Genomic DNA, 14827 nt, shown 5'->3' with positions numbered 1-14827 from the left:
GCGATATGGCAGCGATAACTTTCCATCTGGACGTAGTAAGCGCAGAAAAGAGTCTTTTCTCTGGTCGTGCTGAAAATATCCAGGTGACCGGTAGCGAAGGTGAACTGGGTATTCACGCAGGCCACACCCCGCTGCTGACCGCTATCACGCCAGGAATGGTTCGGATCGTTAAACAACACGGTGGTGAGGAAGTCATTTACCTCTCCGGTGGTATGCTGGAAGTGCAGCCAGGTGCAGTCACTGTACTGGCTGATACTGCAATCCGTGGTGTTGATCTGGACGCAGCCAAGGCTGAAGAAGCGAAACGTCAGGCTGAGGAGCGTATCCACAGTCAGCATGGCGACATCGACTTCGCCCAAGCGGCCAGTGACCTGGCTAAAGCAATCGCCCAGCTTCGAGTGATCGAGCTGACAAGGCGTAAGCGTTAATCAGGTATCTGTGCAAAAAAGCGGCCTTAGGGTCGCTTTTTTTTTGCCTGCAGGCAGTTGCCCGGCTCCCGGTTGGCAGTGAAATGTCTTGGATGAGTTCACAAAGCCGTGGTTTGTCAGTGTATGCTGTGTCAATAATGATCGACAAAGACTTATATCGGATGCAGCGAGCCGATACAATGCATCCAGATATCCACCACATTGATAAGAAGGGACACTGATTCATGAGCTTCAGCGCTGTGATCCTGGCCGCGGGTAAAGGTACCCGCATGTATTCTGCTCTGCCTAAAGTTTTGCATACTCTGGCAGGTAAGCCGATGGTAAAACACGTAATCGATACCTGTAGCGATTTGGGTGCCGCGAATATTCATCTGGTGTATGGCCATGGCGGCGATCTGATGCAGGCGCGTCTGGCGGAAGAATCCGTGAACTGGGTACTTCAGGCTGAGCAGCTTGGTACCGGTCATGCTGTGAATCAGGCATCGGGTGATTTTGGTGATGATGAGCAGGTACTGATTCTCTATGGCGATGTGCCACTGATCAGTGGTGAGACGCTGGAAAAATTACTGGATGCACAGCCAGAAGGCGGCATAGGTCTGCTGACTGTAGTGCTGGATGATCCAACCGGTTATGGCCGCATCGTGCGCGAAGATGATGCTGTGGTCGCCATCGTAGAGCAAAAAGACGCCACGCAGGCACAACAGCAAATTTGTGAGATCAACACAGGTGTAATGGTCGCCAATGGCGGTGATCTCAAGCGCTGGCTGAGCCAGCTGAAAAACGACAATGCGCAGGGTGAATATTATCTGACTGACGTGATTGCCATGGCCCATGCTGAAGGCCGTCATATCCAGGCGGTCCACCCGGCCTTAGCGGTCGAAGTGGAAGGCGTTAACAACCGCCTGCAACTGGCGCGTCTGGAACGTGCTTACCAGAGCCTTCAGGCTGAGCGTTTGCTGGTACAGGGCGTAATGCTGCGTGACCCGGCTCGTTTTGACTTGCGCGGTACCCTGCAATGTGGCCAGGATGTCGAAATTGATGTCAATGTCATCATCGAAGGCCATGTCACCCTGGGTGATAATGTGGTGATCGGTGCGGGTTCGGTGCTGATTGACTGCGAAATCGATGATAATACTCTGGTGCGCCCTTACAGCATTATTGAAGGGGCGACGGTCGGTGAAGACTGTACTGTGGGGCCGTTTACCCGCCTGCGCCCGGGCGCTGAGCTGGTGGGTGATTCCCATGTCGGTAACTTTGTCGAAATGAAGCAGTCCCGTCTCGGTAAAGGCTCTAAGGCCAGTCACCTGACATACCTGGGCGATGCGCAAATCGGTGATCGGGTCAATATCGGCGCCGGAACCATCACCTGCAATTATGACGGTGCGAATAAGTTCCGGACTGAAATCGAAGACGATGTTTTTGTCGGTTCAGATACGCAGCTGATCGCCCCGGTGAAAATTGGTAAGGGTGCCACTATCGGAGCCGGCGCCACCATTAACCGCGATGTGGGTGACGGTGAGTTAGTGATCACTCGCGCCCCGGCCCGGACAATAAAAGGCTGGAAGCGACCGGAAAAGCAAAAATAACCCGGAACGGCTAACAGACAGGCAGCGCTCAGGCGCTGCTTTTTTTTGCCGTAAACTCAGCTTGCCGCACAGCTTATTGGCTGCCATCTTGGTATTTTCTTGATCTTACTTCTTTTGGTTTGCTATATTTGGTTTCAGTTCGAAACTTAAATAATAAGTAAAACTTACATGTCGAAACGAAACACCCAGCAGAGACGCCATGCCATTGTCGCTCTGGTCAATGAACAGGGCGAAGTCAGTGTCGATGCGCTGGCTCAGCAATTTGCTACTTCCGAAGTGACTATCCGTAAAGATCTTGCTGCGCTGGAAAAAGCCGGTCTGCTGTTGCGCCGCTATGGCGGAGCGATTGCCATGCCCTCAGAGATTGTGGCGGCGGGTCATGAACCGGAAGTTTCGATTCGAAAGCAAGCGATCGCTCAGGCTGCCGCGGCCCGTATCCGCGATCATAACCGTATTATCATAGACAGCGGCAGTACCACGGCCGCACTGATTGGCCTGCTGGGTGACAAGCAGGGCCTGATAGTGATGACCAACTCACTCAATGTCGCTAATGCCCTCAATGAGCTGGAAAACGAGCCGACCCTGCTGATGACGGGGGGCACCTGGGATCCGCATTCCGAAGCGTTTCAGGGCCAGGTCGCCGAGTCTGTGCTGCGTTCCTATGATTTTGACCAGCTGTTTATCGGTGCCGACGGCATTGATATCACTCGCGGTACCACTACTTTCAACGAACTGATCGGCCTGAGCCGGGTGATGGCAGAAGTCTCACGGGAAGTGGTGGTGATGGTCGAATCCAGCAAAATCGGACGCAAAATCCCGAATCTTGAACTGCCGTGGAACAGCATCAGCACCCTGATCACCGATCAAGGTCTGGATCCGGTTGCCAGGGCAGAAATCGAACAGCAAGGGGTGCAGGTGATCTGCGCCGCCGTCAAAGTATAAATCTTAATTTTTTCAGGAGTATTTTCTATGTGTGGAATCGTCGGGGCGGTGGCCCAACGCGATGTGGCTGGCATTCTGATTGAAGGTTTGCGCCGGCTGGAATACCGGGGTTACGACTCTGCCGGTGTGGCTGTGGTGGACAGCGACAATGCCCTGCAGCGAGTTCGCCGTCTGGGTAAGGTGCAGGAGCTGGCTGACGCCGTAGCCACCAACCCGCTGTCCGGCGGCACCGGTATTGCCCATACGCGCTGGGCGACCCACGGTGAACCTTCCGAAACCAATGCTCACCCCCATGTGTCCGGCGAGCACATCGCGATTGTTCATAACGGCATTATTGAGAATCACGAATCGCTGCGTACTGTGCTCACCGAACGCGGCTATACCTTCGTTTCTCAGACAGATACCGAAGTGATTGCTCACTTGGTGGACTGGGAACTGCGCAGCGCCGACAGCCTGCTGCAAGCGGTGCAGAAGACAGTGTCTCAGCTGGAAGGTGCCTACGGCACTGTGGTGATGGACAGCCGTGATCCGAACCGGATTGTGGTGGCCCGCTCCGGCAGCCCGCTGGTGATCGGCTATGGCGTTGATGAGCATTTTGTTGCCTCAGATCAGCTGGCCCTGCTGCCGGTGACCCGCCGTTTTGCGTTCCTGGAAGAAGGAGATGTTGCGGAAGTGACCCGTTTTGAAGTGAACATCTTCGATAAACAGGGTGAGCCGGTTGAGCGCGAGATCAAAGAATCGGAAGTGTCGCACGATGCCGGTGACAAAGGTCAGTACCGTCATTACATGCTGAAAGAAATCTATGAACAGCCGGTAGCGCTGCAACGTACCATGGAAGGCCGGCTGGCGAATGGTAAAGTGCTGGCATCAGCCTTTGGCGATAACGCCGAAGCCCTGCTGCAGAAAGTGAAACATGTTCAGATCATTGCGTGCGGAACCAGTTATCACGCCGGTCTGGTGGCGCGTTACTGGCTGGAGCAATGGGCGGGTGTATCCTGTAATGTCGAGATTGCCTCTGAGTTCCGTTACCGCAAATCACATGTGTATGAGAACAGTCTGCTGGTCACCCTGTCCCAGTCTGGTGAAACTGCCGATACCCTGGCCGCGCTGCGTCTGGCCAAGGAAATGGGTTACATGGCCAGCCTGACCATCTGCAACGTGCCTGGCTCGTCGCTGGTGCGTGAATCCGACCTGGCCTACATGATGAAAGCCGGGGCGGAAATCGGTGTGGCGTCCACCAAAGCCTTTACCGTGCAGCTGGCCGGTTTGCTGATGCTGGTGGCGGCGATTGGCCGCGGTAAAACCATCGATGATGCGCTGGAAGCCAAGCTGGTGGCGGCACTGCAAAGTCTGCCGGCCAAAATTGAGCAGACGCTGGCGATGGCGGACGACATTGAAGCCCTGGCAGAAGATTTCGCCGACAAGCACCACGCCCTGTTCCTGGGCCGCGGTGAGCAGTCGCCGATTGCCATGGAAGGTGCGCTCAAGCTGAAAGAGATCTCTTATATCCATGCTGAAGCCTATGCTGCGGGTGAGCTGAAACACGGCCCGCTGGCCCTGATTGATGCCGACATGCCTGTGATAGTGGTGGCGCCGAACAACGAGCTGCTGGAAAAACTGAAGTCGAATGTCGAAGAAGTGCGTGCCCGTGGCGGCCTGATGTATGTGTTTGCCGATGTGAATGCCCACTTCGCCAGTGACGACACTATGACAGTGCTGAACGTACCGCATTGCGACGAGTTCATTGCCCCTATCCTCTACACCTTGCCGCTGCAGTTACTGTCGTACTATGTGGCGCTGATCAAAGGCACGGATGTTGACCAGCCGCGCAACCTTGCCAAATCGGTGACAGTAGAATAAGACACGGCTGTCTTAGCCCTGAGATAAAGGCGTCAATTGTGGCGCCTTTGTTCGTTTTACCCTTCGCCCCTACTCCCAGCGTCTATGATTTAGTACAGAAGTGACGTTTTTTGTTTGCGAAATCAGATGCTTTGGTTGAATTCTTCCTGTTTTGCGTTGCGCTTTGCAATCCCGAAATGTCGCCTTCTATAACATATTGATATTTTTATAAAAATAATAACACCTGAGTTGGCTGATTTTATGCTGGCCTGTTTGGTCGGAACATATTGCAGTGGTGGAGGTATTGATGACAGATCCTAAAGCGAAGATCGCCTCGCGGATCAAGGAAGCGCGAGAGTGGAAAGGCCTGACTCAGGTACATATGGCTCAGCAACTGGGGGTCGCCCGGCAAACTTATCTGGACCTGGAGACAGGAAAAACCGAGCCTAAAGTGCGTTTGCTGTCGGCGATTTCAGAAATCACTGAGCGGCCGCTGACCTGGTTCGTGTACGGGGATGAAGGATTGGAAATTCTGGAAAGCGAATATAAAGAAGAAATTGACCGCTTGCTCCAGTATTTCAGTCGTCTGCCCCATTCGGCCCGGAATGTGATTTTGCAGCAGAGTATCAATCTGGCCGGTTTCATGGCGGAATACACCCGGGCGCTGACCCAGAAAGATAAATCCTGACGGGAGCGATAAGGGTAGTGAAAAGGATAAAGGTGAAAGAAAACAGCCCCGTTTATACGGGGCTGTGTTTTTCTGGCTGGTTTACTACCAGTTTACTGATCTATTTGCTTACTGGGCGAGGAAGAACTGGTAGGCCGGATTGCCGGTCTCGTCTTTCCACTGGTAACCCAGTTCACGCAGATGGCTGGTGAAGGACAGCAGGTCATGATCTTCGAGTTCAATTCCGCATAGCACACGGCCGTAGTCGGCACCGTGGTTACGGTAGTTGAACAGGCTGATGTTCCAGTGGGTACCTAATGTGGTCAGGAATTTCAGCAATGCCCCCGGATATTCCGGAAACTCAAAGCTGTACAGGCGCTCCTGCAGCGGCTTGGACGGGCGGCCGCCAATCATGTAGCGCACATGCACCTTGGCCATTTCATCATCAGACAGATCCACCACAGGATAGCCGCCTTTTCGCAGATCGGTAATGATGCTTTCCAGCTCTTCCTGCCCCTGCAGCAAACGGACACCGACAAAGACATTGGCCAGCGTGTCGTCGTTGTAGCGATAGTTGAACTCAGTGACTGCCCTGCCGCCCAGCAGGTGACAGAAATCGAGAAACGCGCCCGGCCGTTCCGGCACAGTGACGGCCAGCAGACCCTCGCGCTTTTCACCCAGTTCGCAACGTTCAGACACATAGCGCAAGCCGTGAAAGTTCAGGTTGGCACCCGACAAAATCGAAGCCAGCTGCTGACCTTGCAGCTGATGCTGCTCGCTGTATTTCTTCAGACCGGCCAGCGACAATGCTCCTGACGGCTCGGCGATCGCGCGGGTATCTTCAAAAATGTCTTTTACGGCGGCGCAGATTTCGTCACTGCTGACCGTAATCACATCGTCGAGATACTGCTGGCACAGCCGGAAGGTCTCGTCGCCGATCCGCTTCACCGCCACCCCGTCGGCAAACTGGCCAACCTGATCCAGAGTAACCGGCTCACCGGCATCCAGTGCGGCACGCAGGCAGGCGGAATCCTCGGCTTCAACACCTATTACCTTGATTTCCGGCATCAGTTGTTTGAGCAGTACCGACACCCCGGCGGCCAGACCGCCGCCGCCGACAGGCACGAACACATAGTTGAGATGGCCGTTTTGCTGGACCAGCTCAATGCCGATCGTGCCCTGCCCGGCAATCACCGCCGGGTGGTCGAACGGAGGAATAAAGGTGAATTGGTGCTTTTCAGCCAGTTCAATCGCGTACGTTTTGGCTTCATCAAAGTTGCTGCCATGCAGCACCACTTCGCCGCCGAAGCTTTTGACCGCTTCTACTTTGATATCCGGGGTGGTGCGCGGCATGACAATCACAGCTTTGACGTCCAGCTGGCGGGCTGACAATGCCAGACCCTGTGCATGATTACCCGCTGACGCGGCAATCACACCTGCCTGGCGTTGTGCAGCGGTCAGCTGAGACATCATGTTGTAGGCACCACGAAGTTTGAATGAGTGCACTGGCTGGCGGTCTTCGCGCTTGATCTGGATACGGTTACCCAAACGCTGGGATAACCTTTCCATGTCCTGAAGCGGGGTGACCTGCGCCACCTCGTATACGGGGGCGCGCAGTGTTTCCCTTAAATAGTCAGCGCCGCTGAGAAACTCAGCAGCTCTGGCCTGTGTCACCTCACTCATCATACTTACCCTTCCAGTTTGGATTTATCGCGGACCGCGCCTTTATCGGCACTGGTCGCCAGGTTGGCGTAGGCACGCAGGGCAAAAGAGACGCTGCGCTGACGGTCGACCGGTTTCCAGCCGCGTTGATCGGCGGCGGCACGGCGCTGTGCCAGGGTGGCATCATCCACATTCAGCTCAATACCGCGGTTAGGGATGTCGATAGTGATCAGATCGCCGTTTTCAATCAGGCCTATGGTGCCGCCATTGGCTGCTTCCGGTGACACGTGGCCGATAGACAGGCCGCTGGTACCGCCGGAGAAACGGCCGTCAGTGATCAGGGCGCACTCTTTACCCAGCCCCATTGATTTGAGGTAAGTGGTCGGATACAGCATTTCCTGCATGCCCGGGCCGCCTTTAGGGCCTTCATAACGAATCACCACCACATCACCGGCTTTGACCTTGCCGCCGAGTATGCCTTCAACCGCGGTTTCCTGGCTCTCGAACACCACGGCCGGGCCTTTGAAGGTCAGGCAGCTTTCATCGACGCCTGCGGTTTTCACGATACAGCCGTCGACCGCCATGTTGCCCGACAGCACGGCCAATCCGCCATCCTGACTGAAAGCGTGGGCTTTGTTGCGGATACAGCCGTTCTCGCGATCGTCATCCAAAGTGTCCCAGCGGCAGTCCTGTGAGAAGGCCTGAGTGGTACGGATACCGGCCGGACCGGCGCGGAAGAAGGAAGCGACCTCTTCTGAATCGGTTTGTTTGATGTCGTAGCGGGCCAGGGCTTCTGACAGCGTCATGCCCAGCACGTTGGGAACGTCTGAGTGCAGCAGGCCGGCACGGTCCAGCTCACCGAGAATGCCGTACACGCCCCCGGCACGGTGGACATCTTCCATGTGGTATTTCTGCGTCGACGGCGCCACTTTACACAGGTGAGGCACCCGGCGCGACATGCGGTCGATGTCTTCCATGGTGAAATCGATCTCGCCTTCCTGCGCCGCCGCCAGCAGGTGGAGCACGGTATTGGTGGAGCCGCCCATGGCAATATCCAGCGCCATGGCATTTTCGAAGGCTTTCTTGCTGGCAATGTTGCGCGGCAACACGCTGTCGTCGTCCTGCTCATAATAACGCTTGGTCAGACCGACAATGCGCTGACCGGCGGTGATGAACAGCTCTTTACGATCGGCATGGGTGGCCAGGCATGAGCCGTTACCCGGCTGGCTCAGGCCAAGGGCTTCGGTCAGGCAGTTCATCGAGTTGGCGGTGAACATGCCTGAGCAGGATCCGCAGGTCGGGCAGGCTGAACGCTCGATCTGCTCGCTTTGTTCGTCAGAGACTTTCGGATCGGCGCCCTGGATCATGGCATCGACCAGATCCAGTTTCAGGATCTGATCAGAGAGTTTGGTCTTACCGGCTTCCATCGGGCCGCCTGAGACGAAGATCACCGGAATATTGAGGCGCATGGACGCCATCAGCATGCCCGGGGTGATCTTATCGCAGTTGGAGATACAGACCATGGCGTCGGCACAGTGGGCATTGACCATGTATTCGACCGAGTCGGCAATCAGTTCGCGCGACGGCAGGGAATACAGCATGCCGCCGTGACCCATGGCAATCCCGTCATCAACGGCAATGGTGTTGAATTCTTTGGCAATCCCACCGGCTTTTTCAATTTCAGCGGCAACCAGCTGACCCAGATCTTTCAGGTGAACATGACCTGGTACGAACTGGGTGAAGGAGTTAACGACAGCGATGATAGGTTTGCCAAAATCTTCATCTTTGACGCCGGTGGCACGCCACAGGGCGCGGGCACCCGCCATATTACGGCCGTGGGTGGTGGTGGCTGAACGGTACTTAGGCATAACGTGAAATTCCTTTTTTGGCCGCCGGTGCCGTAAAGCACCAGCGGGGACATTACTTCTCTTGCTTATAAGTGTGGCTTATTTTGCCGGATATACAGGATCCAGCCAGCCCCACTTGTCTTCAGTCTGGCCGTTGAACAGGCCAAAGAAAGCCGCTTGAATCTTTTCGGTGATCGGGCCGCGTTTGCCTTCGCCGACTGTGATCTGATCAACGCTGCGTACCGGGACGATTTCCGCCGCGGTACCTGTCATGAAGACTTCATCGGCCAGATACAGCGCCTCGCGGGCGATGTTTTCTTCGCGGATCTCATAACCCATGTCTTTGGCCAGCGTCACTATGGCATCGCGGGTAATGCCCGGCAGAATGGCGCTGGTGGCCGGTGGGGTAGAAATCACCCCGTTGCGGATCACAAAGATGTTTTCGCCGGCCCCTTCAGAGAGGTAGCCGCGCACATCCAGCGCAATGCCTTCGGCATAACCGTGACGACGGGCTTCACCACCGACTAACAGCGAAGACAGATAGTTACCGCCCGCTTTGGCAGCGGTCGGAATGGTATTCGGCGCGGCGCGGTTCCAGCTCGACACCATGGCGTCGACCCCGTTGGCCAGTGCTTCTTCGCCCAGGTAAGAGCCCCAGGAGAACGCCGCGATGATCAGATCCATTTCCGTGCCGTTCGGCGGACAGACACCCAGACCCACGTTAGGCACATAGCCCAGCGGACGGATATAGGCAGAATTGAGTTTGTTGGCGCGCAGGGTTTCGCGGCAGGCTTCCATCAGCTCATCAACAGTGTATGGGATCGGGAAGCGGTAGATCTTGGCAGAATCTTTCAGTCGGGCCATGTGCTCACGGTGACGGAAGACCACAGGTCCGTTTGGCGTTTCGTAGCAGCGAATGCCTTCGAACACGGAAGTACCGTAGTGCATCGCGTGAGTCAGTACGTGTACTTTCGCGTCTGCCCAAGGCACCATGTCGCCATTAAACCAAATGTAATCTGCTGTGTTTGCCATTGTGTAATCCTTTCGTTATGCGCTGATTTGTTGTTTTTGTTGTTGCTCTAAAATGGTGACGCCGTTGACATCCCACAGTTTGTCCAGCTGGTGATAGAGGGCACTGATGGGACGCTCGCTGTCTACCGTGACTTCAATGTCGACGGACTGACAATCTTCACTATGCGCCATTGAAAACTGTTTTACCATGAATCCGCGGTGGCGTGTGATTCTTAGAACACGTTCCAGTAATTCCGGACGGCTGGTGGCTTGGATAGTCAGGGTGTGCTGGGTCATACAGGTTCCTCCATCATGTCGTGGTTGGCACCACCGGGTGGAACCAGCGGCCAGACGTTATCAGCTTCAGAAATGGCAACGTGCAGCAGGTAGGCTGTCTCGCTCGCCAGCAGGGTATCCAGCGCAGGACCGACCTGATCTTTGCGCGTAATGGTCTGGCCCGGGATGCCGAAGGCACTGGCCAGGGTGACGAAATCCGGGTTATCGGACAGGTTGGTTTCGCTGTAGCGGCCGTCAAAGAACAGCTCCTGCCACTGACGCACCATGCCCAGACGCTGGTTGTCCAGCAGTACAATCTTGACCGGCAGGCCGAGACGGCGGATGGTGCCCAGTTCCTGCACATTCATCATGAAAGAGCCGTCGCCCGAGACCAGGACAGACTGATCGTCCGGACGGGACAGCTTGGCACCGATAGCGGCCGGCAGGCCGAAGCCCATAGTGCCGAGCCCGGCCGAGGTCAGCAGATTCTGCGGTTGTCTGTGACTCATATGCTGGGCCACCCACATCTGGTGCTGGCCGACATCTGTGCTGATGACAGTGTTGTCATCCATTTTGTCTGACAGTTGTTTCAGCAGCAGCGGTGCGAAAATACGCTCGCCCGGATGGTCATAACGCCAGCCGTTGTCTGCCATCAGGCGGGTAACGTGTTGTTGCCAGGGCGCCAGCGCCATCGGACGGGCCAGTTGCGGCAGCACCTCATTGATATCGCAGCGCAAAGCGGCATGGGCCTGACGCAGCTTGCCCAGCTCGGCGGTATCGATATCCAGATGGACCACTTTGGCATGAGGCGCGAAGGTATCCAGTTTGCCGGTCACCCTGTCGTCGAAACGGGCGCCGACCGCAATCAGTAAATCGGCTTCCTGTACCGCCAGGTTGGCGGCTTTGGTGCCGTGCATCCCCAGCATGCCCAGGTGATAGGGGTAGTTTTTCTCAACACAGCCCAGCCCTTTCAGGGTCGACACTGCCGGCATGTGCGTGATGTCGAGAAACTCGCGCACACTGGCGACGGCATCTGCCAGCTGTACACCGCCACCGACATAAAGAATAGGACGCTGGCTGTCGGCAATAAGCTGCTGAGCCAGAGCAAACTGTGCAGGGTCGGTCTCGGGTAACGCAGGTAATTCATGCAGTGGGGCAAGCGGGTGTTCGATGGCGGCGACTTGTACGTCTTTGGCGATATCCACCAGCACAGGGCCAGGGCGGCCGCTCAGTGCCACTTCAAAGGCCTCGCTCAGTACGGCGGGCAGTTCTGCCGGGTCTGTTACCAGAAAACTGTGCTTGGTGCACGACAGTGACATCCCCAGGACATCGACTTCCTGAAACGCGTCAGTGCCTATCATAGGGCTGGCGACCTGACCTGTGATAGCCACTAACGGGATGGAATCCAGCATGGCGTCGGCCAGTCCGGTGATCAGATTGGTGGCCCCCGGCCCTGAGGTGGCCAGGCAAACGCCTATCCCTTTGCTGGCTCTGGCATAACCGATAGCGGCGATGGCCGCACCTTGTTCGTGGCGGCACAGCACATGCTTGACGCCGCCATCGTACAAGGCATCGTAAATTGGCATGATGGCACCGCCCGGATATCCGAAGACTGTGCTCACCCCCTGTTGTTTCAAGGCTTCTACTACTAACTCTGCGCCTGTCATCATGGCTCCCTGTTTCTTGATGACCTCTGCCAGTGCTGCGGTTTATTGGAATAGTGCAGTCTTCTGGCATCAGATATGAAAAAAGCCCCCGGACCTTTCGGTGCGGGGGCTTTTTTAGCGTGTGTTTGCGTATGTGCTATTTTACGCCTGCCAGCCCCCGTCGCGGTGAGATAATCACCACGATGACGTTAATAATGAGGACCAGTAGGTTGACGTTTAATAGCATTGGCTTGTCTGTCCAAAATTCTTGTTTATATGTTGTGCGTCCTTAGTCTTAACACAGACATTCGTCGCATGACAAGAAATTTGTTGTGGTTATTTTCAATCCGCCTTGGATATCTTGCGTACATTATGCTGATAAAACGTGTTTATCCAGTGATATGGCAGTTAATTAATTTATTGAGAGGTTGAAAATGACGTTGGCGATAGTTCACAGCAGGGCTTGTGTCGGGGTGGATGCGCCGGCGGTTACGATAGAGGTTCACCTCAGTAATGGCCTGCCGGCGGTCAATCTGGTGGGGTTACCTGAAACCACAGTGAAGGAGGCCAGAGACAGAGTCAGAAGCGCGATAGTGAATGCTAATTTCGAGTTTCCGTCGCGCCGGATCACTGTCAATCTGGCCCCGGCCGATCTGCCCAAAGAGGGCGGGCGCTTTGACTTGCCCATCGCGCTGGGCATTTTGGCCGCATCCGGCCAGATCCCCGACACTAAGCTGCACGATCATGAATTTTTGGGCGAACTGGCCCTGTCTGGCGAGTTACGTTCCATCAAGGGCGCGCTGCCGGCGGCGCTGGCGGCCAAGCAGAAGAATCGCTGCCTGGTGCTGCCCGATGCCAATGGCGATCAGGCGGCGCTGGTGGGCAGAGAGATACACAAATCAGCGGCCAGCTTACTGGCCGTGTGTGCCTACCTGTGTGGTCAGGAAGCGTTGTCGCTGCATTGTCGCGCGCCCGGTCAGGCAGTGCCGATGGTCAATGGCCGCGACATGCAGGACATCATAGGCCAGCAGCAGGGCAAAAGGGCGCTGGAGATCGCCGCGGCAGGCGGTCACAATTTGCTGTTTGTCGGCCCGCCCGGCACCGGCAAGACCATGCTGGCCTCACGGTTGTGCGATTTGCTGCCGGAGATGGATGTCGAGGAAGCGCTGGAAACGGCCGCTATCACCTCCCTGACCGCGCAGTCACTCCATGCCGGCAACTGGCGCAACCGTCCGTTTCGCGCCCCGCATCATTCCAGCTCGATGGCAGCGCTGGTGGGCGGCGGCTCCATCCCCCGCCCCGGTGAAATTTCGCTGGCCCATAACGGGATTCTGTTTTTAGATGAAATGCCGGAGTTTGAGCGAAAAGTGCTGGATTCTTTACGTGAGCCGCTGGAATCTGGCGAGATCGTGATTTCCCGTGCCACCAGCAAAACCACCTTTCCGGCGCGGTTTCAGCTGATTGGCGCCCTCAATCCCAGCCCGACCGGTTACTACGAAGGCAGCCAGACCCGTACCAATCCGCAGGCGATACTGCGTTATCTGGGGCGTTTGTCCGGCCCGTTGCTGGACAGGTTTGATATGTCGATTGAGATCCCCGCCCTGCCCCGTGGCACCCTGGCACAGGGCGGCGACAGAGGGGAAAACACAGGGGTGATCAAAGAGCGGGTGAAGGAAGCACGGGGCCGGATGCACAGCCGCGGCGGCAAGATCAACGCTCTGCTCGGTACCCGTGAACTGGACCAGCACTGTGCGCTGACCAAAGCCGACGCCGAGTTTCTCGAAACCGCCCTGCACCAGCTCGGCCTGTCAATCCGCGCCTATCACCGCATCATCAAAGTCGCCCGCACCATCGCCGATCTGGCCGGCAAACCCGAGATCGAACGGGTCCATCTGGCCGAAGCCTTAGGCTACCGCGCCATGGACCGGCTGCTGAAGCAGATCACCAGTCAGGTGGTGTGACTATCAGGGAGAGAATTAACGCTGTGTAAAACAGACTAATTATGGTTAAATTTATATGGTTTTGATTTCATATTGGTATTGATTTGATGAAGTACGTGTTTGTATGGGTTGTTCTTTTTTTTCCTTTTTCCACATTGGCGGATGATGCTGCTCATATCAGATCTGCTGAAAAGTTAGTTGATGTGCTGAATATTAATGAATCAATAGATGTAACAGTGGAAGGTCTCAGATCTGTAGCCTTAAGCCAATATGCACAGTTTATTGATGTTGATAATGAAGATGAAGCATCGTTAGCGGTTAGTTATAGTTATATGCATAAGCAAGTTTTATCCGAGTTTTATCATTCAAAAAAAGTAATGAACTTAATTGTTACGCTTTATAAGGAAGCATTTACAAAAGAGGAACTGGATGAGATTTTTGATTTTTATATGTCCTCTACGGGTAAAAAACTAATCCAAGAACTACCTCGGATACAACAAAAGATGCAGCCAGTGATGATTTCTGAAGTGAAACAACTTCAGCCAGTAACGGATGACCTTATGATCGAGTTTAAGAAAGAATTACAAAGAATGAGAGACAGTAACCGTTAATGCTGTGATAAAAACCACTGAGGTTATAAAGGATATTGGCGTGGATGATTTATAGAGAGAAGAGATCGAAACTAAAAGATCACCCATTTTCAATAGCAGAAGGCCGGACAAAACTCCATCGTTTTCTACGTTTTACGCTGATGAATATTGCATTTGCGATTGATGGTGTCCTGCTCGCAATAGTTATCAATGTTATCCCGAGTATGTTCGGTGTTGATATTGATGCTCCAGTAATGAAAATGGAAAATAAATGGTTTGTGGTTGGTTTGATTGCACTAATCGGCGTGGGATTTGTTTTTTTTATGTATTACTCATTAAGAGCCTGTGACTGGCTCTGCAAAAAACTCAGGATCTAGAGAATGCTCACCCGAT

At 54.9% G+C, this 14827-nt stretch carries 13 protein-coding genes; 8 read left to right on the top strand and 5 right to left on the bottom strand.

The features are described from left to right. Window positions 1-5 precede the first annotated feature (5 nt). The 5 genes from L6J37_RS18670 to L6J37_RS18650 all read left to right on the top strand — a co-directional run bounded on the left by L6J37_RS18670 (window position 6) and on the right by L6J37_RS18650 (window position 5483). Window positions 6-428, top strand: coding sequence for a F0F1 ATP synthase subunit epsilon (locus tag L6J37_RS18670; protein WP_192017637.1), 423 nt, complete (start codon window positions 6-8; stop codon window positions 426-428). A 224-nt stretch (window positions 429-652) separates the two neighbouring features. Next, window positions 653-2014, top strand: coding sequence for a bifunctional UDP-N-acetylglucosamine diphosphorylase/glucosamine-1-phosphate N-acetyltransferase GlmU (gene glmU, locus L6J37_RS18665; protein ID WP_218386724.1), 1362 nt, complete (start codon window positions 653-655; stop codon window positions 2012-2014). A gap of 168 nt (window positions 2015-2182) precedes the next feature. Next, window positions 2183-2956, top strand: a complete 774-nt coding sequence (locus L6J37_RS18660) for a DeoR/GlpR family DNA-binding transcription regulator (protein ID WP_192017635.1) — start codon at window positions 2183-2185, stop codon at window positions 2954-2956. 27 nt (window positions 2957-2983) lie between these two features. Continuing rightward, window positions 2984-4816: a glutamine--fructose-6-phosphate transaminase (isomerizing) gene (gene glmS, locus L6J37_RS18655; protein WP_192017634.1), complete on the top strand. Its 1833-nt coding sequence runs from the start codon at window positions 2984-2986 to the stop codon at window positions 4814-4816. 286 nt (window positions 4817-5102) lie between these two features. Then, the gene (locus tag L6J37_RS18650) at window positions 5103-5483 is read left to right on the top strand and encodes a helix-turn-helix transcriptional regulator (RefSeq protein WP_027251725.1); all 381 of its coding nucleotides are present in this window, start codon (window positions 5103-5105) and stop codon (window positions 5481-5483) included. Between the two features lie 108 nt (window positions 5484-5591). On the opposite strand, the gene ilvA is transcribed toward L6J37_RS18650, so the two are convergent. The 5 genes from ilvA to ilvG all read right to left on the bottom strand — a co-directional run bounded on the left by ilvA (window position 5592) and on the right by ilvG (window position 11925). Continuing rightward, window positions 5592-7145, bottom strand: a complete 1554-nt coding sequence (gene ilvA, locus L6J37_RS18645; protein WP_218386752.1) for a threonine ammonia-lyase, biosynthetic — start codon at window positions 7143-7145, stop codon at window positions 5592-5594. 5 nt (window positions 7146-7150) lie between these two features. After that, a complete protein-coding gene (ilvD, locus tag L6J37_RS18640; protein ID WP_218386720.1) occupies window positions 7151-8992 on the bottom strand; it encodes a dihydroxy-acid dehydratase in 1842 nt (613 codons plus the stop codon). Window positions 8993-9070: 78 nt separating this feature from the next. Beyond that, on the bottom strand, window positions 9071-10003 hold the full coding sequence (locus tag L6J37_RS18635) for a branched-chain amino acid transaminase (RefSeq protein ID WP_120513865.1): 933 nt from the start codon (window positions 10001-10003) through the stop codon (window positions 9071-9073). A gap of 15 nt (window positions 10004-10018) precedes the next feature. Beyond that, window positions 10019-10279: an acetolactate synthase 2 small subunit gene (ilvM, locus tag L6J37_RS18630; RefSeq protein WP_027251721.1), complete on the bottom strand. Its 261-nt coding sequence runs from the start codon at window positions 10277-10279 to the stop codon at window positions 10019-10021. Beyond that, window positions 10276-11925, bottom strand: coding sequence for an acetolactate synthase 2 catalytic subunit (gene ilvG, locus L6J37_RS18625; RefSeq protein ID WP_237796202.1), 1650 nt, complete (start codon window positions 11923-11925; stop codon window positions 10276-10278). The genes ilvM and ilvG overlap by 4 nt, the downstream gene beginning before the upstream one ends. Before the next feature lie 413 nt (window positions 11926-12338). Between ilvG and L6J37_RS18620 the strand changes: the two genes are divergently transcribed. From L6J37_RS18620 to L6J37_RS18610, 3 genes are all read left to right on the top strand, one after another. Further along, window positions 12339-13865, top strand: a complete 1527-nt coding sequence (locus L6J37_RS18620) for a YifB family Mg chelatase-like AAA ATPase (protein ID WP_218386717.1) — start codon at window positions 12339-12341, stop codon at window positions 13863-13865. Window positions 13866-13960: 95 nt separating this feature from the next. Next, a complete protein-coding gene (locus L6J37_RS21450; RefSeq protein ID WP_237796190.1) occupies window positions 13961-14455 on the top strand; it encodes a DUF2059 domain-containing protein in 495 nt (164 codons plus the stop codon). A 44-nt stretch (window positions 14456-14499) separates the two neighbouring features. Continuing rightward, a complete protein-coding gene (locus L6J37_RS18610) occupies window positions 14500-14811 on the top strand; it encodes a hypothetical protein (protein WP_237796188.1) in 312 nt (103 codons plus the stop codon). Window positions 14812-14827 lie beyond the last annotated feature (16 nt).

This window comes from Photobacterium sp. WH77, from assembly GCF_022014395.1.
In the GTDB taxonomy this organism is placed as follows: Bacteria; Pseudomonadota; Gammaproteobacteria; order Enterobacterales; family Vibrionaceae; genus Photobacterium; species Photobacterium arenosum.
The sequence above is the reverse complement of the archived record's forward strand: the minus strand, read 5'-3'. Positions and strand labels throughout refer to the sequence as shown.